Below are 21,784 nucleotides of genomic sequence, written 5' to 3' on the forward strand. Positions count from 1 at the left end.
CCGCGACCTCCGGCGTGACAGGCCGGCACTCTAACCAACTGAGCTACACCCGCGTTTCCCGGCCGAAGCGGCTGTGCGCCCCGGCGAGGGGCGTCGTTTAGGCGGGCTGACACATCGCGTCAAGCGACCTTTTCGGAGAAACGCGAGCCTCAACGCGACGGGGCTGTGGACGGGGCGATCGCGGCCGGCTGAGGCGGGCTGTGCGGGCCCGCTAGGCCGCCGCTTGTGGGCTCCTGAGCGGCCACGGCGGGGGCGGGCGGCTCATAGTGGACGCCGACCCCTGGCCCCAACGGCAGGTCGAAGGCGACCCAGGCCGCCACCATGGCCAGACCTGCGACCAGGAAGGCGCCGGCATAGGGCAGCATGGTCGCCATCAACGATCCCAGGCCGAATCGCGGATCCCAGCGCTGGGCGAAGGTCAGGATCAGCGGGAAATAGCTCATCAGGGGCGTGGCGATGTTGGTGACCGAATCCCCCATCCGATAGGCGGCGGTCGTCATCTCGGGCGAGATGCCCAGCAGCATGAACATGGGCACGACGATGGGCGCCAAGGCCGACCATTTGGCCGAGGCCGAGCCGATGAACAGATCGAAGAAGCACGAGACGAAGACGACGCAGATCAGCAGCAGCGGAGCGGGCAGGGCCAGGGTCTTCAGTCCCGCAGCGGCGTTGACGGCCAGGATCGGCCCCAGGCCGGACCAGTTGAACATGGCCACGAAGTGGGCGGCGAAGAAGGCCAGCACGATATAGGGCGCCAGCTGGGCGATGCCGTCGCGCATCATCCGCACCAGGTCGCGGTGCGACTGGATGGAGCCGGAACCGGCGCCGAAGGCCCAGCCCGTCACGAAGAAGACGATGGCGAAGAAGGCGGCCAGCGAGCGGTACAGCGGATTGAACCTCTGCTCCGGGTCCGCTTCCGGGTCGACGAAGGGTGAGGCCGGCAGGACGGTGATCAAGGCCCACAACGCGATCATGCCCAGCAGCGCCAGGCCGGCGCACTTCAGCCCGCGCGTCTCGGCGGCGGTCAGCGGCTCTTTTTCGGAGGCGGCCGGCGGAGCGACGCCCTCGGCGGGCTTCCACACCCCCAGGCGCGGCTCGATCACCCGGTCGGTCAGGAACCAGACGATGGGGGTGAAGACGAACACCACCCCGACGATGAAGAACCAGTTGCCGGCGATGTTCACCGAATAGGACGGGTCGATCAGGTGCGCCGCCGGCTCGGTGATCCCCAGGATCAGGGCGTCGCTGGCGCCGGGAAACAGATTGCCGGCGTATCCGCCCGAGACGGCGGCGAAGCCGGCCGCCAGTCCCGCCAACGGATTGCGGCCCGCCGCCGCGAAGATCACGGCCGCAAGAGGAATGACGACCACATAGGAGGCGTCCGACGCGTGGTGGGAGACCATGCCGGTGATCACGACGACCGGCGTCAGTATGGCGCGCGGCGCATTCAGAAGGGCGCCGCGGATCGCGGTTGAGAACAGGCCTGTCCGCTCGGCGACGGATGCGCCGTATATGATGGTGATGACGATCCCCAGCGGCGGGAAGTCCGCCAGGGTTCGCGGCATGCCGATGATCAGCTGTCCCAGGTTCTCCGACGACAGCAGGCTTTCGGCCACCAGCCGATCGCCGGTCACCGGATTGACGGCGGACCATCCCAGGCCCGCGCCGACCATGCTCAGCACAACCAATCCGCCGATCAGCCACAGGAACAGAAAGACCGGATCGGGCAGGCGATTCCCGATCCGCTCGACGGCGTTCAGGACGCGGCTGGCTGCACTCATTCGGATGACTTTCGGTTACGGGATCGGCGTCGCCATAGGGCTTTGTCGGCGCAAGCCGCGCAAGCGCGGGGCCTGCGACATATGGCCCGCAAAGTTGCGATCCGTTCTCAATGAAAAGCCAATGGCCGCAGGGGTTTGAACGGCGACGTTCTTGGGTCTAAGAAGCGCCGAATCCCGCCTCTCCCCGGCGGACGAGGTTCTTCGAATGAACGCATTCCTGCTCGAGTATCTGCCGGTCGTCATCTTCGCCGGCGTGGCCGCCCTGATCGGCATCCTTTTCATCGTGCTGCCGCTGTTGCTGGCGCCGAAGAATCCCGACTCTGAAAAGCTGTCGGCCTATGAGTGCGGCTTCAACGCCTTCGACGACGCGCGCATGAAGTTCGACATCCGCTTCTATCTGGTGTCGATCCTGTTCATCATCTTCGACCTGGAAGTGGCCTTCCTGTTCCCGTGGGCGGTGTCGATGTTCGACCTGTCGCACGGCGGCATGATCTTCGCCTTCTGGTCGATGATGGTCTTCCTGGGCGTGCTGACCATCGGCTTCATATACGAATGGAAGAAGGGAGCCCTGGAATGGGAGTAGTCGCCACTTCCACGCCGACGACCCTGGTTACGGCATCCGGCGCGCCGCTGGTTCCGGCCGGCGCCGCCGCGCGTTCGACCGTCGAGGGCTATGATCCCAAGGTCCACGACAAGTTCTTCGAGGCCGTGAACATGGAGCTCGGCGAGCGGGGCTATCTGGTCGCCGCCGCCGACGACGTCATCAACTGGGCGCGCACCGGCTCGCTGATGTGGATGACCTTCGGGCTGGCCTGCTGCGCCGTCGAGATGATCCAGATGTCGATGCCGCGCTTCGACGTCGAGCGCTTCGGCATGGCGCCCCGCGCCAGTCCGCGTCAGTCGGACCTGATGATCGTCGCCGGCACCCTGACCAACAAGATGGCCCCGGCCATCCGCAAGGTCTACGACCAGATGCCCGACCCGCGTTACGTCGTGTCGATGGGCAGCTGCGCCAACGGCGGCGGCTACTACCACTATAGTTACAGCGTCGTGCGCGGTTGCGACCGCGTCGTGCCGGTGGACGTCTATGTGCCCGGCTGTCCGCCGACGGCGGAGGCGCTGCTTTACGGCCTGCTGCAACTGCAGAAGAAGATCCGTCGCACGGGGACGATCGACCGATGAGTTCGTTGGCTGTTCAGGCCCAACAGGAAACCGCCCTGACGCCGCTGGGCGCGGAGATGGTCGGCGCCCTTGCCGGTGAAGGTTGGGGTGTCGAGGCGCAGATCGCATTCGGCGAGCTGACGCTGGTCGCGCCGCGCGAGCGGATCATCGAGGTTCTGACGGCGCTGCGCGACCAGTTCGGCTTCCAGCAGCTGCTGGACCTCTGCGGCGTGGACTACCCGGATCGCAAGGAGCGGTTCGAGGTCGTCTATCACCTGCTGTCGATGACCCGGAACGCGCGCCTGCGCGTCAAGGTGTCGACCGACGAGACCCAGCCGGTGCCTTCGGTCATCTCGGCCTATCCGGCCGCAAACTGGTTCGAGCGTGAAGCCTACGATATGTACGGCATGCTGTTCTCGGGCCACCCGGACCTGCGTCGCCTGCTGACGGACTATGGCTTCGAGGGGCATCCGCTCCGCAAGGACTTCCCGATGACGGGCTATGTCGAGGTCCGCTACGACGAGGAACAGCGCCGCGTGGTCTATGAACCGGTCAAGCTGACGCAAGAGTTCCGCTCGTTCGACTTCCTGTCGCCTTGGGAAGGCGCCGAATACCCCGCGCCGGTCCTGCCGGGCGACGAGAAGGCGGGAGGCCAAGCGTAATGGCTGACGGAAACCCCACCCTGCCGCTGGGCGTCGATGTGTTCGAGGACGACCTCGACACGCGCACCGCCCACGCGCGCGACATGGAAGACCGCAAGTTCACCATCAACTTCGGCCCGCAACACCCAGCGGCGCACGGCGTGCTGCGCCTGGTGCTGGAGCTGGACGGCGAGATCGTCGAACGCGTTGATCCGCACATCGGCCTGCTGCACCGCGGCACCGAGAAGCTGATGGAGGCGCGCACCTATCTGCAGAACGTGCCGTATCTGGATCGTCTCGACTACGTCGCGCCGATGAACCAGGAGCATGCCTTCTGCCTGGCCATCGAGAAGCTGCTGGGCATCGAGGTGCCTTACCGGGCGCAGCTGATCCGCGTCCTGTATTCGGAAATCGGCCGCATCCTGTCGCACATGCTGAACGTGACGACCCAGGCCATGGACGTCGGCGCCCTGACGCCGCCGCTCTGGGGCTTCGAGGAACGCGAGAAGCTGATGGTGTTCTACGAGCGCGCCTGCGGCGCCCGTCTGCACGCCAACTACTTCCGTCCGGGCGGCGTCCACCAGGACCTGCCGATGGACCTGATCGATGACATCGGCCGCTGGTGCCACGAGTTCCCGCCGGCAATGAAGGACATCGAAAGCCTGGTCACCGAGAACCGCATCTTCAAGCAACGCAACGTCGACATCGGCGTGGTGTCCAAGTCGCAGGCCCTGGAGTGGGGCTTCACCGGCGTGATGCTGCGTGGCTCGAACATCGCCTGGGACCTGCGCAAGTCGCAGCCCTACGAATGCTATGCCGAGCTGGAGTTCGACGTCGTCGTCGGCAAGAACGGCGACTGCTGGGACCGCTATCTGGTGCGCATCGAAGAGATGAAGCAGTCGGTGCGGATCATGGAACAGTGCATCCACAAGCTGCGCAACTGCCCCGGCGAGCCGGTGATGATCGAGGACAACAAGATCGTTCCGCCGCGCCGTGGCGAGATGAAGCGCTCGATGGAATCCCTGATCCATCACTTCAAGCTGTACACCGAGGGCTTCAAGACGCCCGAGGGCGAGGTCTACGCCTCGGTCGAAGCGCCCAAGGGCGAGTTCGGCATCTATCTGGTGTCGGACGGCACCAACAAACCCTATCGCGTGAAGATATCGGCGCCGGGCTTCCGCTCGCTGCAGGCGATGGACTGGATGAACCGCGGTCACCAGCTGGCCGACGTGTCCGCCATCCTCGGCTCGCTCGACATCGTTTTCGGAGAAGTGGACCGATGAGCGTTCGTCGTCTCGCAAAGGAACAGCCTGCCTCCTTCGCCTTTTCGAAGGACACCAAGGCCAAGGCCGAATGGTGGATCAGGAAATACCCGCAAAGCCGTCGCCAGTCGGCGGTGATCCCGGTCCTGTGGCTGGTGCAGAAGCAGGAAGGCTGGGTCTCCGAACCCGCCATCCGCGCCGTCGGCGAACTGCTGGGCATGCCCTTCATCCGGGTGCTGGAGGTCGCGACCTTCTACACCATGTTCATGCTGGAGCCGGTCGGCAAGACCGCGCTGATCCAGGTGTGCGGCACCACGCCGTGCATGCTGCGCGGCGCCAATGAGCTGATGCGCGTCTGCAAGGAGAAGATCGGTCCCAAGGATCATCTGTCCGCCGACGGCCGCTTCACCTGGCAGGAAGTCGAATGCCTGGGCGCCTGTTCGAACGCGCCGATGGCCCAGATCAACGACTATTATTTCGAAGACCTGACACCCGAGACGATCGGCCAGATCATCGACGATTTCGCCGCCGGCAAGACGCCGAAGCCGGGATCGTATGTCGGACGCACGACGTCCGAGCCGGCTGGCGGGGCGCTGACCCTGCTGGATCCGAAGCTGTACGACGGCTCGGCGGCCAAGCCGATCAAGAAGCTGCCGAACAGCGACCCGGCGCCGGTCGAGAAGGCGCCGGCCTGATGGCGCCGCCTGATCTGAACACCGACGAGGGCCGTGCGGCCTATCGCAAGGAACTGCGCGGCGTCGGACGTCCATTGCGGGCCGGCGGGCTGTCGATGGTCGTCGGCGCGGCCGTTCTGATCCTGATCTCGCGTCAGGGCGCGGTCGGGCCGTGGGCGGTCAATCTCTCCTACTTCATGCTGGCGGCCGGCTGGGCGATGGTCATCGCGGCCATCTGGATGCGCACTCGCCACCACAAGCGCCGTCTGGCGGAAGGACTCTGAGGGCCATGGTCGGCATTCTCGAAGACAAGGATCGCATCTTCACCAACCTGTACGGCTTCCAGGACTGGACGCTGGACGGGGCGAAGAACCGCGGCGCTTGGAACGCCACCAAGGACATGCTGGACCTTGGCCGCGACTGGATCATCAACAACGTCAAGGCCTCGGGTCTGCGCGGCCGTGGCGGCGCGGGCTTCTCGACGGGCCTGAAGTGGTCGTTCATGCCCAAGGAGGTGAAGGATCGCCCTCACTACCTGGTCATCAACGCCGACGAATCCGAGCCCGCGACCTGCAAGGACCGCGAGATCATGCGTCATGATCCGCACCTGCTGATCGAAGGCGCGCTGATCGCCAGCTTCGCGATGCAGGCCCATGCCTGCTACATCTATCTGCGCGGCGAATACGTGCTGGAGCGCGAGCGGATGGAAGCCGCCGTCAAGCAGGCCTACGAAGGCAAGCTGATCGGCAAGGACAACGTCCACGGCTGGGACTTCGACGTCTATATCCACCACGGCGCCGGCGCCTATATCTGCGGGGAAGAGACGGCCCTGCTGGAATCGCTGGAAGGCAAGAAGGGCCAGCCGCGCCTGAAGCCGCCGTTCCCGGCCGGAGCGGGCCTGTACGGCTGCCCGACCACGGTGAACAACGTCGAGTCTATCGCCGTCGTCGGCACCATCCTGCGTCGCGGCGCCGACTGGTTCGCCAGCTTCGGCCGTCCCAACAACACCGGCACCAAGCTGATGTCCCTGTCCGGCCATGTGAACACGCCCTGCGTGGTCGAAGAGGCCATGTCGATCCCGCTGCGTCAGCTGATCGAGGATCACGGCGGCGGTGTTCGCGGCGGCTGGGGTAATCTGAAAGCCATCATCCCCGGCGGCGCATCCTGCCCGGTAATCACGCGCGAACAGGCCGAGACGGTCCTGATGGACTTCGATTCCATGCGCGAGGTTCGCTCGTCGCTGGGCACGGCCGGCGTGACCGTCATGGACGAGTCGACCGACATCGTGAAAGCGATCGCCCGGATCAGCTACTTCTTCAAGCACGAGAGCTGCGGCCAGTGCACGCCGTGCCGCGAAGGCACCGGCTGGATGTGGCGCGTGCTGGAGCGGATGGCGGTGGGCGAGGCCGATCCGTCGGAGATCGACCTTCTGCTGGACGTCGCCAGCCAGGTCGAGGGCCACACCATCTGCGCCCTGGGCGACGCCGCCGCCTGGCCGGTTCAGGGCCTGATCCGTCACTTCCGTCACGAGATCGAAGACCGCATCGCCAACTACCGCAGCCGCCGCGCGAACTTCGCCGGCCATGCGATCGCTGCGGAGTAGGAATGCGCCTTTCGCCCGCCATCGTGATCGGAGCCTTCGCTCTCGCCGCTTGCGGCGAACGCGACGCTGCGCCCACGCCTGCGGAAAAGGTCTCGGCCGAGGTCAAGGCTTCGGACGCCGTGCAGACGGCGCCCAAGGTTCTGACCGTCGGCGAACTGCGCCGCGTGTGCCAGGCCGGTCTGGCCCAGGTTCACGGCCAAGAGCCGTCGGCGGTCGCCGTTGACGGTGTCGAGAACGGTGTGGTCCACGCCTCGTGGCGCGCGCCGGTCGACGGCGGGCGGATGCGGGCCGACTGCCGTGTCGAAAACGATATGATCGTGTGGAAGCCGCTCGATCTGCCCGATGCAACGCTCGTTCGCTGGATGAACCAGTCGGGCGACCCGGTGATCCGTTACGTCATGGACGGCGATACGATCACCATCACACAGACGCTCCCGGATGGGACCACGGAACAGGCCGAACTGGCCGTTCCCGCTGAAGAAGAGGCCCGCTGATGCCAGTCGCCAAGGTCAACGGCGTCGAAACCGAGTTCGAGCCCGGCATGACCGTGCTCCAGGTCGCCGAGCGCGCGGGGCAGGAGATTCCGCGCTTCTGCTACCACGAACGCCTGTCCATCGCCGGCAACTGCCGCATGTGCCTGGTCGAGGTGAAGCCCGGACCGCCGAAGCCGCAGGCGTCGTGCGCCCTGCCGGCCGCCGAAGGCCAGGAAATCTTCACCGACACGCCGATGGTCAAGAAGGCGCGCGAAGGGGTGATGGAGTTCCTGCTCATCAACCACCCGCTGGATTGCCCGATCTGCGACCAGGGCGGCGAGTGCGACCTGCAGGACCAGGCCATGGGCTATGGCCGCGACGGGTCTCGTTATGCCGAGAACAAGCGCGCGGTCGAAGAAAAGGTCATGGGTCCGACCATCAAGACCTTCATGACGCGCTGCATCCAGTGCACGCGTTGCGTCCGCTTCATCACCGAAGTCGCCGGCGTCCCGGACATCGGCATGATCTCGCGCGGCGAGGACGCCGAGATCACGACCTATCTGGAGAAGTCGGTCGCCTCGGAACTGTCAGGCAACGTCAACGACCTGTGCCCCGTCGGCGCCCTGACGCACCGTCCATGGCAGTACCACTATCGTCCGTGGGAACTGAAGAAGACCGAGACCATCGACGTCATGGACGCCCTGGGCTCGAACATCCGCGCCGACTTCCGCGGCTCCGAAGTGATGCGCGTGCTGCCGCGCGTCAACGAGGGCATCAACGAGGAGTGGCTGTCGGACAAGAGCCGTTATGTCGTGGACGGCCTGACCGCGCGTCGTCTGGACCGCCCGTGGATCCGTGGGAACGGCAAGCTGCGCGCCGCCTCGTGGAACGAGGCGCTGGACGCCGTGGCCGCCAAGCTGAAGGCCGCCCCTGCCGACCGGATCGGCGTGATCGCCGGCGACCTGCAGGACGCCGAGTCGATGAAGGCGACGTTTGACCTGTTCCGCGCTCTGGGCTCGAACAACACCGACTGCCGCCAGGACGGCGCCGCCCTGGGCTATGGCCCGCGCGAGGGCTGGCTGTTCAACACCGGCCTGGAAGGCATTGAAAAGGCTGACGCCATACTGATCGTGGGTGTGAACCCGCGCATCGAGGCGCCGCTGCTGAACGCTCGTTTGCGCAAGAGCTGGATCAAGGGCGACGTCGAGATCGGCCTGATCGGCGAACAGGCCGATCTGACCTTCGACTACGCCTATCTGGGCGCCGGTTCGCAGACCCTGGGCAAGCTGCCCAAGTCGGCGATGGACTTCCTGACCAAGGCCGAGCGTCCGGCGATCATCGTCGGATCCGGCGCGCTGAACGGGGAGGGCGGTTCCGCCGTCCTGAACGCCCTGGGCGCCCTGGCCAAGAAGGTCGGCGTCGTGACCGAGAGCTGGAACGGCTTCAACGTCCTGCACCACGCCGCATCGCGCGTCGCCGGTCTGGACATGGGCTTCGTCCCGGCAGACGGCGGCCTGACGGTCGCCGAAATGCTGAAGCCGGATGCGCTGGACGTGCTGTTCCTGCTGGGCGCCGACGAGGTCGATCCGACCGGTTCGAACGCCTTCCGCGTCTATCTGGGCAGCCACGGCGACCGTGGGGCGCACGGCGCGGACGTGATCCTGCCGGGCGCGGCCTATACCGAGAAGGCCGGCCTGTATGTGAATACCGAGGGCCGGGTGCAGATGGCCGAACGCGTCGTCTTCCCCAAGGGCGAGGCCAAGGAAGACTGGGCCATCATCCGCGCCCTGTCCGCCCGCGTCGATCAGACCCTGCCTTACGACACGCTGGAGCAGCTCCGCGCCAAGCTGATGGGCGATCATCCGACCTTCGGCCGGATCGACTATCTGCCCGCGCCGGCGGCGTTCGACGTGGCCAAGCTGGGCGCCAAGGGCGACCTGGGCGACCGGGTGTTCGCCTCGGCGATCACCGACCCCTATCTTTCCAATCCGATAGCGCGCGCCAGCGCGACGATGGCCGAGCTGTCCGCCCTGCGGATCGCGCCGGTCGCAATGGCGGCGGAGTAAGCCATGGACCCCGTTTCCTTCTGGGCCACGCCTCTGGGCTGGACGCTGATCACGCTGGGTCAGGTCCTGCTGATCACCGTCGGCGTGCTGATCGCCGTCGCCTTCCTGCTGCTGGCGGACCGCAAGGTCTGGGCTGGCGTGCAGATGCGCAAGGGTCCGAACGTCGTCGGTCCCTTCGGCCTGCTTCAGTCCTTTGCGGACATGATCAAATTCGTGCTGAAGGAGGTCGTGATCCCGGCCGGTGCGGACAAGGCGGTCTTCATCATCGCCCCGATCATCACCGTGATCCTGGCCTTCATGGCCTGGGCGGTCATTCCGTTCGCCCCCGGCTGGGTCGTGTCGGACCTGAACGTCGGCATCCTGTACATCTTCGCGGTGTCGTCGCTGGGCGTGTACGGCATCATCATGGGCGGCTGGGCTTCGAACTCGAAGTATCCGTTCCTGGGGTCGCTGCGTTCGGCCGCGCAGATGGTTTCGTATGAAGTCTCGCTGGGCCTGATCATCATCAATGTGATCCTGCTGGCCGGCACGATGAACCTGTCGGACATCGTCGACAGCCAGAAGGGCATGTTCTGGAACTGGTACGGCTTCGGCGGCGGCGCCGACACCTGGCCGCTGGTCGTGATCCTGTTCCCGATGTCGATCATCTTCTTCATCTCGGCCTTGGCCGAGACCAACCGTCCGCCATTCGACCTGCCCGAGGCCGAGTCCGAACTGGTCGCCGGTTATCAGGTCGAATACAGCTCGACCCCATACCTGCTGTTCATGATGGGCGAGTACGTCAACATCGTCTTCATGTCGGCGATGATCAGCCTGCTGTTCTTCGGCGGCTGGAACCCGGGTGTTCCGGTCGAATGGATGGACGCGCTGCCCGCCTGGATCGCCTATACGATCTATCTGCTGACCTTCATGGCCAAGACGGTCTTCTGGTTCATCTGCATCTCGATGGTGAAGGCCTTCGTGCCGCGCTATCGTTATGACCAACTGATGCGCCTGGGCTGGAAGATCTTCCTGCCGACCTCGCTGGTGGCGGTCGTGATCGTCTCGGCCTGGCGCGTGTTCGTGGTGGGGTCGTGATGAAGGGTTTCGTCATCGCCTTCGGCCTGCTGGCCGTGACCGCCGCCTGCGCGCCCGATACGCGCATGCCCGAGTCGAGCTATCAGTGGCAGCGCCGCCAGGACCGCATCGAACAGGACTGGCGCGCCAGCCAGCCCGCCCCAAAGACGACGCCCGCTCCCAAGGATAAGCCCTGATGTTCACCCGTATCGTCCAGGCGACCAAGGGCGCGATGATGCTGGACGTCATCGGCGCCATCGGTCTGTCGCTGAAATATATGGCGCGGCCCAAGATGACCGTGAACTATCCGTTCGAGCGGAACCCGCAGTCGCCTCGCTTCCGGGGCGAACACGTGCTGCGCCGCTATGCGAACGGCGAGGAACGCTGCATCGCCTGCAAACTGTGCGAGGCCATCTGCCCGGCCCAGGCCATCACCATCGAGGCCGAACCGCGCGCCGACGGAAGCCGCCGCACGACGCGCTACGACATCGACATGGTCAAATGCATCTATTGCGGTTTGTGCCAGGAGGCCTGTCCGGTGGACGCCATCGTGGAGGGGCCCAACTCCGAATTCGCCGTCGAGACGCGCGAGGAGCTGCTCTACGACAAGCAACGCCTGCTCGATAACGGCGACCGCTGGGAACGGCAGATCGCCAAGAATCTGGAACTCGACGCGCCTTACCGCTAGAGCGTGATCCCGAAAAGTGGCTACCGGTTTTTCGGATAAGATCACGCTCCACTCAAGTTGCCGTTCAAGACCTCTTCAAGAGGAAGAGGTCTTGAACTAGGCAGCTCACGCAAACGGGTCGGCGATTCCTGAAACGGGGTCGCGGCCGATACGAAAGGGGCTTCGTCCCGACATGCTGCAAGGCATAGCCTTCTATCTGCTGGCGGCGGTCGCCACGGTTTCCGGCCTTCTGGTCGTGACCGCGCGCAACCCCGTGCACAGCGTGCTGTGGTTGATCCTGGCCTTCTTCTCCTCGGCCGGTCTGTTCGTCCTGCTGGGCGCCGAGTTCCTGGCGATGCTGCTGGTCGTCGTCTATGTCGGCGCGGTCGCGGTGCTGTTCCTGTTCGTCGTCATGATGCTGGACGTGGACTTCCTGAAGCTGCGCGAAGGTTACGCGCGCTATCTGCCGCTGGGGGCGATCATCGCCGCCGTGCTGCTGGTGGAAATGATCATCGTCTCGGTCGCCGTGGTCCAGGGCGGCGCGGCGGCGGGCCTGCCAGCGCCGGGTGCGCCGGACGCCAGCGTGACCAATGTCGAGGCCATCGGCCGGGTCCTCTATACGGACTACGTCTACTTCTTCCAGGCGGCGGGGATCGTGCTGTTGATCGCGATGATCGGCGCCATCACCCTGACGCTGCGCCACAAGCCGCATATCAAACGCCAGAACCCCGGCGATCAGGTGAACCGCGACCGCCGCAAGTCGGTCGAGATCAAGCCCGCCGCCACGGGCGAGGGCGTCAGCGCCGAGGAGCTTCTGTGATGATCGGTCTGACCCACTATCTGACGGTCGCCGCGATCCTGTTCACCATCGGGGTGTTCGGCATCTTCGTGAACCGCAAGAACGTCATCATCATCCTGATGTCGATCGAGCTGATCCTGCTGGCGGTGAACATCAACTTCGTCGCCTTCTCGGCCTATCTGAACGAGATCAGCGGGCAGATCATGGCGATGTTCGTCCTGACCGTCGCCGCCGCCGAGGCGGCCGTCGGCCTGGCGATCCTGGTGACCTTCTTCCGTAACCGCGGCGACATCGCCGTGGACGACGCCTCCGTGATGAAGGGCTGAGCGTGACTTTCCATACCCTCGTCATTCTCGGGATATTCGCCCCGCTGCTGGGTGCGGCCATTGTCGGCTTCTTCGGTCGCCGGCTTGGCAACATCCCGTCGCAGGCCATCACGACCGGCCTGCTGTTCTTCTCGTGCGCCGTCGCCTGGACGGTGTTCGGGCAATGGACCTGGGGCCATATGGAGCCCTTCACCATTCGCCTGGCGCCCTTCATCAATGTGGGCGACTTCCAGTCGGCCTGGTCGATCCGCATCGACGCCCTGTCGGCGACCATGCTGATCGTGGTCACCAGCGTCTCGTCGCTGGTCCACCTGTATTCCTGGGGCTATATGGCCGAGGACGACAGCCGGCCGCGCTTCTTCGCCTATCTGTCGCTGTTCACCTTCATGATGCTGGCGCTGGTGACGGCCGCCGACTTCATGCAGATCTTCTTCGGCTGGGAAGGCGTGGGCCTGGCGTCCTATCTGCTGATCGGTTTCTGGTTCAAGAAGCCGACGGCCAGCGCCGCCGCCATCAAGGCTTTCGTCGTCAACCGCGTCGGCGACTTCGGCTTCGTGCTGGGAATCATGACGATCTTCTGGATGTACGGCACGATCGAGTTCGCCGAACTGTTCCCGATGATCGCCACCAAGGCGAACACGACGTGGGAGTTCCTGGGCGTCCAATGGTCCGCCCTGGATCTGGCCGGCTTCCTGCTGTTCATCGGCGCCATGGGCAAGTCGGCCCAGTTCTTCCTGCACACCTGGCTGCCGGACGCGATGGAAGGCCCGACGCCCGTGTCGGCCCTGATCCACGCCGCCACCATGGTGACCGCCGGCGTCTACATGGTCTGCCTGCTGTCGCCGATCTATGAGTATGCGCCGGGCGCGTCGCAGATCATCGCCATCATCGGCGCGATCACGGCCCTGTTCGCCGCCACGGTCGGCCTGACCCAGAACGACATCAAGCGGGTCATCGCCTATTCGACCTGTTCGCAGCTGGGCTACATGTTCTTCGCGGCGGGCGTCGGCGCCTATCAGGCCGCCATGTTCCACCTGTTCACGCACGCCTTCTTCAAGGCCCTGCTGTTCCTGGGCGCCGGTTCGGTGATCCACGGCATGCATCACGAGCAGGACATGCGGAAGATGGGCGGACTGTGGAAGCTGCTGCCGGTCACCTATGCGGTGATGACCATCGGCACCATCGCCATCACCGGCCTTGGCATCCCCGGCGTCGGCGGCTTCGCCGGCTTCTATTCCAAGGACTCCATCATCGAGAGCGCCTATGCCTCGGCGGCCTCGGGTCACTCGGCCATCGGTCTGTTCGCCTTCTTCGTCGGCATCATCGCCGCCGGCCTGACGGCCTACTATTCGTGGCGTCTGGTGTTCATGACCTTCCACAACAAACCGGTGTGGAAGGAAGAGGGCGCGCATCACGCCGACGATCACGCCACGGACGCGCAACTGGAGACGCACTCCGAGCCGCTGCCCGACGCGGACGATCACGGCCACGCCGTCACGCACGGCGCGCATGACGATCACGCTCACGACGACCACGGCCATCATGGCCCGCTGAAGCCGCACGAGAGCCCGTGGGTGATGCTGGTTCCGCTGATCCTGCTGTCGGTCGGCGCGGTCGCTGCGGGCTTCGTCTTCGCGCCGCACTTCATCGGCCATCACGAGCACGAGTTCTGGCGCGGCGCGATCTTCACCGGCGAGCACAACCACGTCCTGCACGAGAGCCACGACGTCCCGACCTGGGTGAAATGGTCGCCGCTGATCCTGACGCTGATCGGCACGGCCTTCGCCTACTGGATCTACGTCGCTCGCGAAGGCATGGGCCGTCGGATGGCCGAGCGGGGAGGGTTCGTGTACAACTTCCTGTACAACAAGTGGTATTTTGACGAGCTGTACGACTTCGTCTTCGTGCGCGGCTTCAAGGCCATCGGCGACGTCTTCTGGAAGATCGTCGACGTGAAGATCATCGACGGTCTTGGCCCGAACGGCGCCGCCTGGGTGTCGCTGAAATCCGCCGCTCGACTGGCCAAGATCCAGTCCGGCTATGTCTATCACTATGCCTTCGTGATGCTGCTCGGGGTGGCCGGTCTGCTCACCTTCGCCATCCTCGCGTGGGGAGCCTGATCTCGTGCCCTACATCCTGAGCCTCGTTACATTCCTGCCTCTGATCGGGGCCCTGGCGATCTTCGTCGCCCGGCTGACCTTCAAGTCGGCCGACGCCGCCGCGCCGGCCGCGCGTTGGATCGCCCTGGTCACGACCCTGGTCGTCCTGGCCGTTTCGGTCGTGCTGGTCGCCGGCTTCGATCCGGCGAACACCGGCTATCAGTTCGTGGAGATGGTCCCCTGGTTCGCGGGCGCCAGCTATCACCTGGGCGTCGACGGGATTTCGGTCCTGTTCGTTCTGCTGACGGCCTTCCTGATGCCGATCTGCATCCTGGCCAGCTGGAAGTCGATCGAGACGCGCGTCGTCGAATATATGATCGCCTTCCTGGTGCTGGAGACGCTGGTCATCGGCGTGTTCACGTCGCTGGACCTGTTCCTGTTCTACATCTTCTTCGAAGGCACGCTGGTGCCGATGTTCCTGATCATCGGCATCTGGGGCGGCGCCAACCGGATCTACGCGGCCTACAAGTTCTTCCTCTACACCCTGCTGGGGTCCGTCCTGATGCTGCTGGCCATGCTGTGGATGGCGCACGAGGCCGGCACCACCAGCATCCCCGAGCTGAAGCAATACGCCTTCGACCCTGCGGTTCAGCCGCTGCTGTGGCTGGCCTTCTTCGCCTCGTTCGCGGTCAAGATGCCGATGTGGCCGGTCCACACCTGGCTGCCTGACGCCCACGTCCAGGCGCCGACGGCCGGTTCGGTCATCCTGGCTGGCATCCTGCTGAAGCTGGGCGGATACGGCTTCATCCTGTTCAACGTGCCGATGTTCCCGCAGGCGTCGGAAATGTTCCGCCCGCTGGTCTTCACCCTGTCGGTGATCGCCATTGTCTATACGTCGCTGGTCGCCTGGCGTCAGACGGACATCAAGAAGCTGATCGCCTATTCGTCCGTCGCCCACATGGGCTTCGTCACGCTGGGCATCTTCTCGGGCAATGACGTCGGCATGCAGGGCGCCATCTTCCAGATGATCAGCCACGGTCTGATCTCGGGCGCGCTGTTCCTGTGCGTCGGCGTGGTCTACGACCGGATGCACACTCGCGAGATCGCCTTCTACGGCGGCCTGACGTCGCGCATGCCCTGGTATGCGGCCATCTTCCTGATGTTCACCATGGCCAACGTCGGCCTGCCGGGCACCTCCGGCTTCGTCGGTGAAGTGCTGACCATGACGGGCGCCTATCAGGCCTCGACCTGGGCGGCGCTGGTCGCGGCCTCGGGCGTGATCTTCTCGGCGGTCTACGCCCTGACCCTGTATCGGGCGGTCATGTTCGGCGAGATCACCAATCCGAAGCTTGAGACCATCACCGACATCGACAAGCGCGAACTGCTGCTGTTCGTGCCCCTGATCATCGGCACCATCTGGCTGGGGGTCCATCCGGCCGCCGTCCTCGATTACACCGGGCCTGCCGTCGAGGCCCTGACCAGCGCCTATCGCGCCGCGATCGGCGGGTGAGACCATAATGCCTGATTTGTCCTCCGCCCTGCATCTCGCCGCCTCGGAAGTCACCCTCGCGGTCGGCGCCCTGGTCCTGCTGATGGTCGGCGCCTTCATCGGCGACAAGAGCGCCCGCCTGGTGTCGATCCTTTCGGTCCTGCTGCTGATCGCCGCCGCCGTCATCTCGATCGTCGGCCCCTGGGGCGTCGCCTTCAACGGCGCATACGTCGCCGATCCGTTGGCCATCTACGCCAAGAGCCTGATCTATCTGTCGGCCGCCGTTGCGGTCGTGCTGGGCGACGGCTGGATGAAGCGCACCCGCATCGCCAAGTTCGAATATCCGGTCCTGATCGTGCTGGCCTCGGCCGGCATGGGGATGATGGCGTCCTCGGGCGACCTGATTTCCATGTATGTCGGGATCGAGCTGCATTCGCTGGCCCTGTATGTGCTCGCCGCCTTCCACCGTAACGACGTCAAGGCGTCGGAAGCGGGCCTGAAGTATTTCGTCCTTGGCGCGCTGTCTTCGGGCCTGCTGCTGTATGGCGCCAGCCTGATCTACGGTTTCGCCGGGTCGATGCGGTTCGACGACATCGCCGCCTTCGCCTCGGACAATCCCGGCCCGGGCCTTGTGTTCGGCCTGGTCTTCCTGATCTGCGGTCTGGCGTTCAAGGTTTCAGCCGCCCCGTTCCATATGTGGACGCCCGACGTCTATGAGGGCGCGCCGACGCCGGTCGTGGCCCTGTTCGCCACGGCCCCCAAGGTCGCCGCCATGGTCCTGATCGCCCGCACGCTGGAACACGGTTTCGGCGACGCCCACGCCCAGTGGTCCCAGGTCCTGATCGCCATTTCCCTGATCAGCTTCGTCGTCGGCGCCTTCGGCGGTCTGGCGCAGAAGGACATCCAGCGTCTGCTGGCCTATTCGTCGATCGCCAACATCGGCTATGCGCTGCTGGGCATCGCGGCCGGCACCGCCGAGGGCCTGCAGGCCATGCTGATGTTCATGACGCTCTATGTCATCGACCAGTTGGGCTTCTTCGCCATCCTGCTCAGCCTGTCCAAGTCGGGCCGTCCGATCCGTCGTATCGCCGACCTGGCGGGCCTGAAGAAGGATCGTCCGCTGACGGCGGTGGCCCTGACGGTGCTGTCGCTTTCGGTCTTGGGCATGCCGCCTTTCTCGGGTTTCTGGGGCAAGTACTATGTGTTCGGCGCTGCGGCAGACGCAGGCTTGTGGCCCGTAGCGGCCGCCGGTCTGGTCGCCTCGGTCGTCGCCGCCTTCTACTATCTGCGCATCCTCAAGCTGATGTGGTTCGATGCCCCGGTGGACGATATCGCCACCGACACGGCGCCGGTCGAGGCCAAGTGGATCGGCTGGGCCTGCGCGGCCTTCGCCTTCCCGCTGGTGATCGTCGGTCTGACCTGGCTGGAGCCGCTGACCAAGGTTGCGAGCGCCGGCTTCGGGAACGGGTAGGGCGTTGACGCCCGTCCCCCTGGTCATTCTCGACGAGGTCGATTCGACGCTGTCGGAAGCCCGACGGCTGGCTGAGGCCGGCGAAGTCGGCCCCAAGTGGATCATCGCCCGTCGTCAGACGGCGGGTCGGGGGCGTCGTGGACGAGGCTGGATCGACAAGCCGGGCAATCTGGCGGCAACCCTTCTCATCAGGGTTCATGCGACGCCGCGCGAGGCCGCTCAGGCGACCTTCATCGCCGCCCTGGCCGTCGCCGACCTGCTGGATGTCTTCGTGTCTCCGGCCCTGGTCTCGATCAAATGGCCGAATGACGTGTTGCTGGACAATCGCAAGGCGTGCGGCATCCTTGTCGAAAGCGGCGCGCATGCGTCAGGCGGGCTCTGGCTGGCCATCGGCATTGGCGTGAACTTGACCCATGCCCCTGAAGGCACGGAAAAAGCATCTGCGGCGATCGCGGAAAAACTGCGAGACGACCTCGCCTTCGCCCCGCCCATCGAGGCCGCCGCCGAGATTCTGGCCGAGACCTTCGCCGTCTGGTGGGGGCGTTGGCAGACGATGGGCTTCGAGCCGGTTCTGGACGCCTGGACGAGCCGCCTGACTGGACTGAACGGCCCTTGCACCGCGCGTCTGGACAACGAAACCCTGGAAGGCCTGGCCGAGGGCGTGGAGCCTGACGGCGCGCTGCGCCTGCGTCTGACCGACGGATCGGTGCGTCTCATCTCCGCCGGCGATGTTTTTTTCGGCCCAGATTCAAAGAACGGCGCCGCCTGATGTTGCTGGCGATCGAGCAGGGCAACACCAATACGCTGTTCGCGGTTCACGACGGCTCGGACTGGATCGCCCAGTGGCGCGCCGCCACCGAGGCCAGCCGCACGGCCGACGAATACGCTGTCTGGCTGAATCAGCTGTTGGCCATGAAGGGGCTGGCGTTCGCCGCCCTGACCGGCTGCATCATCTCCAGCGTGGTGCCCCAGTCGATCTTCAACCTGCGCAATCTGGCGCGGCGCTATCTGAACATCGAACCCCTGGTCATCGGCGAGAACGCCGAACTGGGCATCGACGTCCGCATCGCCAAGCCCAGCGAGGCCGGCGCCGATCGCCTGGTCAACGCCATTGGGGCCAAGCTGGTCTATCCCGGCGACCTGATCGTCATCGACAGCGGCACGGCGACCACCTTCGACATCGTCGCCGACGACGGCGCCTTCGAGGGGGGCCTGATCGCGCCCGGCATCAATCTGTCGCTTCAGGCCCTGCACGAGGCGGCGGCCAAACTGCCCCGCATCGCCATCCAGAAACCCGAACACGTCATCGGCAAGGGCACGGTCGAGGCCATGCAGTCCGGCGTCTTCTGGGGCTATATCTCGTTGATCGAAGGCCTGGTCCAGCGCATCAAGGCGGAGTGGGCGCGGCCCATGACCGTCATCGGAACCGGCGGCGTCGCCAGCCTGTTCGAAGGCGCGACCGACAGCATCGATCACTTCGATCCCGATTTAACTATTCGCGGCCTCCTCGAAATCTGGCGTCGTAACGCCCATTTGACTGACTGAATGAAAAAGCAAAACCAAGACGAACTCGTTTTCCTGCCTCTCGGCGGCTCCGACGAAGTCGGTATGAACCTCAACGCCTATGGCTTCGGCCCGGCGGACAATCGTGAATGGCTGATCGTCGATGTCGGCGTCACCTTCGGCGACCTGTCCACGCCCGGCGTGGACGTGATCGTGCCCGATCCTGCCTTCCTGGAAGGGGAGAACATCAAGGGCATCATGCTGACCCACGCGCACGAGGACCATATCGGCGCACTGGGCTGGCTGTGGCCGCGCATCAAGGCGCCGGTCTACGCCACCCCCTTCACCGCCTATCTGATCAAGGACAAGCTGCGCGAGCGCGGCATCTTTGACGAGGTCCAGGTGATCGAGGTGCCGTTGGGCGGGACCGTCGATGTGGGCTCGTTCGGCGTGACCTTCGTCAATATGAGCCACTCGATCGCCGAGCCGAGCGGCCTGGCCATCGACACTCCGCTGGGCATGGTGTTCCACACCGGCGACTGGAAGATCGACGACCAGCCGATCATCGGCGAGAAGACCGACGCCCCCGCCATTCGCGCCATGGGCGACGAAGGCGTGCTGGCCATGGTCTGCGATTCCACCAACGTCTTCGTGCCCGGCGTCGCCGGGTCCGAAGGCGATGTCGCCGTCGCCATCTCCAAACTGATCGCGAGCCTGAAGGGCCGCGTCGCCGTGGGCTGCTTCGCCTCCAACGTCGCCCGCATGGACAGCGTCATCCGCGCGGCCGAGGCCTGCGGTCGTCGCGTGTCGCTGGCCGGTCGCTCGATGCACAAGATCACAGCCGCGGCCAAACACGTCGGCATGTTGCAGGACGTGAAGCCCTTCCTGTCGGACGAAGAGGCCCGCGTCTGGCCGGCCGACCAAATCCTGTACCTTTGCACCGGCAGCCAAGGCGAAGCTCGCGCGGCTCTGTCGCGCGTCGCCGACGGCACCCACCCGGTCGTGAAGCTGGGTCTGGGCGACCACTGCATCTTCTCGTCGCGCCAGATCCCCGGCAATGAACTGGCCATCGGCAATCTGCAGGATCGCCTCGCGGACCGGGGCGTGCGCCTTTACACCGAGAAGGATCACCCCGGCATCCACGTTTCGGGCCACCCGTGCCGTGACGAACTGAAGCAGATGTACGACTGGGTCCGGCCGCAGATCGCGGTGCCGACCCACGGCGTGCGCCGCTTCCTGCTGGAACACGCCAACCTGGCCAAGGACATCGGCGTCAAGGAAACCGTCACCCCGCGCAACGGCGACATGGTCCGCTTGGCGCCTGGTCCGGCGAAAATCATCGACGAGGTGCCGAACGGCCGCCTCTATGTCGACGGCGGCATGCTGGTCACCGAACAGGGCGAGGCCCTGAAGGAGCGTCGTCACGCCTCGACCAACGGCGTGCTGATCGTCAGCTTCGCCCTGGACAAGCGCGGCCGCATCGCCAGCGATATCGATATCCGCAGCGTCGGCCTGCCCGGCGACACGGGCACGCCGCTGGGCGATGCTCTGGACAAGCTGGCCGAGCGGGTCGAGCAGGTGATCAAGGGTCTGAAGGGCGACGCTCTGGACGACGAGATGGTCATCGAACAGGCTGTGGCTCGTGTGCTGAAGAAGGCCAGCCAGCAGATTTGGGATCGTCGTCCCATCGTCGAGACTGTCGTCCTTAGGGTCTGATGCAACCTTGACCGTTCGGGCGCATTTCCTGCGCCTGAACGGTGAGGGAACTCATGTCTGACAAACCCACACGCGGCCGCCGTCTGCTGGAACGGGTGCGGCACGCGCGCCATCCATTGCATGGCTGGCGGCGTTGGGCTGTGATCGCAGGGCAGGGGATCGTGGGCTTCGTCGCCCTGTTCGCCGCCGTCAATCTGGTGCTCAGCCTGTCGACGTTCCGGGGCGAGGAACCGTTGTCCCGCACGGTGCAGGAACTGCGGGTCCTGTGGTTCAGCCCGCCGGACGGCGCGCCCATGTCGCCGACCGCCTTTCCCACCGTCTATGGCCGCGACCTCGGCCCCGCGCCCGACACTGCCGCCATCCACGCCTATCTGGAGCGTGAGGCCGAAGACGGCGTCTTCCTGCTCGACCATGTCATGATGGACCGGATCCTGAAGCTGAACGGCCGCATCGACGCCCGCAGCCTGCCCTCCGGCGTCTATGTCGGCGCGCACGCCCTGGGGCCGGACGACCTGCCGCTGGTTCCGATGACGAAATGGCTGGCGCAATATCTGCTGTTCCCGCGCCACGCCTACATATTGGTGGTGCCCGAAACCGGCCCCGCCATCGCCTTCTCGGCCAGCCAGAACGCCAAGTTCGGCATCGACGTCCACCCCAATCGTCTGTCCGCCGAGATCGCGCCCTATACGCCCGACGCCTACGACTTCCCCAGTTCGGGCGAGGCGTTGCACGAGATGACCCGGATCACCGACGACCCCGCTCGCGTCGCGGGGGCGGTCTCCGCGCTGAAAGGCGCTCAGGCGCGGCTGGCCGTCGAAGGCATGACCTATGGTCTGCTGGCGCCCAATTCGAACACGGCAGTGGGGTGTGTGCTGCAAGGCGCGGGCGCGATCACCGAACAGGCGCGTTCTTCGATCCTGCTGGCCCTGCGCGCGCCGGGCTTCGGCGCGGCCTGCGATTAGCGGTCGCAACGACGGGCGCTGTTCCGCTATATCCC

22 protein-coding genes are annotated in these 21,784 nt (G+C 65.3%); 21 read left to right on the forward strand and 1 reads right to left on the reverse strand.

Going from position 1 to position 21,784, the window contains the following annotated elements; all coding sequences use genetic code 11:
• Positions 1-149: 149 nt before the first annotated feature.
• The gene (locus ACODSC_RS04400) at positions 150-1,781 is read right to left on the reverse strand and encodes an AbgT family transporter (protein WP_488812165.1); all 1,632 of its coding nucleotides are present in this window, start codon (positions 1,779-1,781) and stop codon (positions 150-152) included.
• Positions 1,782-1,986: 205 nt separating this feature from the next.
• On the opposite strand from ACODSC_RS04400, the gene ACODSC_RS04405 reads away from it, so the two are divergent.
• The 21 genes from ACODSC_RS04405 (at position 1,987) to ACODSC_RS04505 (ending at position 21,749) form a co-directional block, all read left to right on the forward strand.
• Entirely contained in the window at positions 1,987-2,364 is a 378-nt protein-coding gene (locus ACODSC_RS04405; RefSeq protein WP_488812167.1) for an NADH-quinone oxidoreductase subunit A, read from the forward strand.
• Positions 2,334-2,963 carry a NuoB/complex I 20 kDa subunit family protein gene (locus ACODSC_RS04410; RefSeq protein WP_159851101.1) on the forward strand — a complete coding sequence of 210 codons (630 nt, stop codon included), beginning with the start codon at positions 2,334-2,336 and terminating at the stop codon, positions 2,961-2,963. Before ACODSC_RS04405 ends, ACODSC_RS04410 begins: the two co-directional genes overlap by 31 nt.
• On the forward strand, positions 2,960-3,604 hold the full coding sequence (locus ACODSC_RS04415; RefSeq protein ID WP_488812170.1) for an NADH-quinone oxidoreductase subunit C: 645 nt from the start codon (positions 2,960-2,962) through the stop codon (positions 3,602-3,604). The genes ACODSC_RS04410 and ACODSC_RS04415 overlap by 4 nt, the downstream gene beginning before the upstream one ends.
• Before the next feature lie 83 nt (positions 3,605-3,687).
• Entirely contained in the window at positions 3,688-4,866 is a 1,179-nt protein-coding gene (locus ACODSC_RS04420) for an NADH-quinone oxidoreductase subunit D (protein WP_488813439.1), read from the forward strand.
• Positions 4,863-5,540 (forward strand): NADH-quinone oxidoreductase subunit NuoE, encoded by a 678-nt coding sequence (nuoE, locus tag ACODSC_RS04425; protein ID WP_488812172.1) that lies wholly within the window; start codon positions 4,863-4,865, stop codon positions 5,538-5,540. Before ACODSC_RS04420 ends, nuoE begins: the two co-directional genes overlap by 4 nt.
• Positions 5,540-5,803, forward strand: coding sequence for a hypothetical protein (locus ACODSC_RS04430; RefSeq protein ID WP_488812174.1), 264 nt, complete (start codon positions 5,540-5,542; stop codon positions 5,801-5,803). Before nuoE ends, ACODSC_RS04430 begins: the two co-directional genes overlap by 1 nt.
• A 5-nt stretch (positions 5,804-5,808) precedes the next feature.
• The gene (nuoF, locus tag ACODSC_RS04435) at positions 5,809-7,122 is read left to right on the forward strand and encodes an NADH-quinone oxidoreductase subunit NuoF (RefSeq protein WP_488812176.1); all 1,314 of its coding nucleotides are present in this window, start codon (positions 5,809-5,811) and stop codon (positions 7,120-7,122) included.
• Between the two features lie 2 nt (positions 7,123-7,124).
• Positions 7,125-7,616, forward strand: coding sequence for a hypothetical protein (locus ACODSC_RS04440; RefSeq protein ID WP_488812178.1), 492 nt, complete (start codon positions 7,125-7,127; stop codon positions 7,614-7,616).
• A complete protein-coding gene (gene nuoG, locus ACODSC_RS04445; RefSeq protein WP_488812180.1) occupies positions 7,616-9,661 on the forward strand; it encodes an NADH-quinone oxidoreductase subunit NuoG in 2,046 nt (681 codons plus the stop codon). The genes ACODSC_RS04440 and nuoG overlap by 1 nt, the downstream gene beginning before the upstream one ends.
• 3 nt (positions 9,662-9,664) lie before the next feature.
• Positions 9,665-10,738 carry an NADH-quinone oxidoreductase subunit NuoH gene (nuoH, locus tag ACODSC_RS04450; protein WP_488812182.1) on the forward strand — a complete coding sequence of 358 codons (1,074 nt, stop codon included), beginning with the start codon at positions 9,665-9,667 and terminating at the stop codon, positions 10,736-10,738.
• Entirely contained in the window at positions 10,738-10,914 is a 177-nt protein-coding gene (locus ACODSC_RS04455; RefSeq protein ID WP_488812184.1) for a hypothetical protein, read from the forward strand. Before nuoH ends, ACODSC_RS04455 begins: the two co-directional genes overlap by 1 nt.
• Positions 10,914-11,405, forward strand: coding sequence for an NADH-quinone oxidoreductase subunit NuoI (gene nuoI, locus ACODSC_RS04460; RefSeq protein ID WP_159851118.1), 492 nt, complete (start codon positions 10,914-10,916; stop codon positions 11,403-11,405). Before ACODSC_RS04455 ends, nuoI begins: the two co-directional genes overlap by 1 nt.
• Before the next feature lie 172 nt (positions 11,406-11,577).
• Positions 11,578-12,204 (forward strand): NADH-quinone oxidoreductase subunit J, encoded by a 627-nt coding sequence (locus ACODSC_RS04465; RefSeq protein ID WP_426016670.1) that lies wholly within the window; start codon positions 11,578-11,580, stop codon positions 12,202-12,204.
• Positions 12,204-12,509, forward strand: a complete 306-nt coding sequence (nuoK, locus tag ACODSC_RS04470) for an NADH-quinone oxidoreductase subunit NuoK (protein ID WP_039247409.1) — start codon at positions 12,204-12,206, stop codon at positions 12,507-12,509. Before ACODSC_RS04465 ends, nuoK begins: the two co-directional genes overlap by 1 nt.
• Before the next feature lie 2 nt (positions 12,510-12,511).
• A complete protein-coding gene (gene nuoL / locus ACODSC_RS04475; RefSeq protein ID WP_488812187.1) occupies positions 12,512-14,629 on the forward strand; it encodes an NADH-quinone oxidoreductase subunit L in 2,118 nt (705 codons plus the stop codon).
• Between the two features lie 4 nt (positions 14,630-14,633).
• Entirely contained in the window at positions 14,634-16,118 is a 1,485-nt protein-coding gene (locus tag ACODSC_RS04480) for an NADH-quinone oxidoreductase subunit M (RefSeq protein ID WP_488812189.1), read from the forward strand.
• A gap of 7 nt (positions 16,119-16,125) precedes the next feature.
• Entirely contained in the window at positions 16,126-17,568 is a 1,443-nt protein-coding gene (gene nuoN / locus ACODSC_RS04485; RefSeq protein WP_488812191.1) for an NADH-quinone oxidoreductase subunit NuoN, read from the forward strand.
• Between the two features lie 4 nt (positions 17,569-17,572).
• Positions 17,573-18,337 (forward strand): biotin--[acetyl-CoA-carboxylase] ligase, encoded by a 765-nt coding sequence (locus ACODSC_RS04490; RefSeq protein WP_476693792.1) that lies wholly within the window; start codon positions 17,573-17,575, stop codon positions 18,335-18,337.
• Positions 18,334-19,113, forward strand: a complete 780-nt coding sequence (locus ACODSC_RS04495) for a type III pantothenate kinase (RefSeq protein ID WP_488813440.1) — start codon at positions 18,334-18,336, stop codon at positions 19,111-19,113. The genes ACODSC_RS04490 and ACODSC_RS04495 overlap by 4 nt, the downstream gene beginning before the upstream one ends.
• Positions 19,114-20,787, forward strand: a complete 1,674-nt coding sequence (locus ACODSC_RS04500) for a ribonuclease J (RefSeq protein WP_488812193.1) — start codon at positions 19,114-19,116, stop codon at positions 20,785-20,787.
• A 53-nt stretch (positions 20,788-20,840) separates the two neighbouring features.
• Entirely contained in the window at positions 20,841-21,749 is a 909-nt protein-coding gene (locus ACODSC_RS04505; RefSeq protein WP_488812195.1) for a hypothetical protein, read from the forward strand.
• Positions 21,750-21,784 lie beyond the last annotated feature (35 nt).

The sequence above is a fragment of the Brevundimonas sp. FG128 genome, from assembly GCF_057809775.1.